The following is a 556-nucleotide window of genomic DNA, read 5'->3' as shown; positions in this document are numbered from 1 at the left end:
TCCGTCGTCGGCAGCGTCAGATGTGTATAAGAGACAGATCATTAACTGTGAAAAAAAGATAGGACGTACAGATATTGCTAAAACGGAAGAGAAATTATCTATCACTCTTCCGGATGATTTCGTTTCACATTATCTGCAATTTAATGGTGGCACTCCAGAGAAAAGTTGGTGGGACGGTGATGAAGATTTTGAGCCTATAGAGGTGGCTGCGTTTAAGTCATTTGTTTATAATGGTCAGACAAATGATGATCCTGGATCTTTTATTGACAGTTGCTATATCAGCATGGTGGATAGAGAAGTGATTCCTCAAAACCTGCTTCCTTTCGCAAATGATTGGGGAGGGAATTTTTTCTGCCTGGATTTAGATAATTACTCAATTGTATATTATGCTTCAGATTCTTTTGATGAGGATTTGACTATGCAAGAGAATCACACAAAACTTCAAAGATATCTGACAAATTCATTTGCTAACTTTGTTAACCAATTAGTAGCAGAAGAGAATCTTTCTTAAAGCTGTCTCTTATACACATCTCAGAGCCCACGAGACAAGATGCAA

General features: G+C 37.8%; 1 protein-coding gene. It reads left to right on the top strand.

Going from position 1 to position 556, the window contains the following annotated elements; genetic code table 11:
• Nucleotides 1-37 precede the first annotated feature (37 nt).
• Complete coding sequence (locus HBA26_RS22675) at nt 38-511, top strand: SMI1/KNR4 family protein (RefSeq protein ID WP_166721072.1); 474 nt, start codon at nt 38-40, stop codon at nt 509-511.
• Nucleotides 512-556: the final 45 nt, after the last annotated feature.

It is taken from the genome of Enterobacter sp. 725m/11 (genome assembly GCF_011683705.1).
Classification (GTDB): domain Bacteria; phylum Pseudomonadota; class Gammaproteobacteria; order Enterobacterales; family Enterobacteriaceae; genus Enterobacter; species Enterobacter bugandensis.
This window is presented reverse-complemented; position numbering and strand designations above follow the sequence as displayed.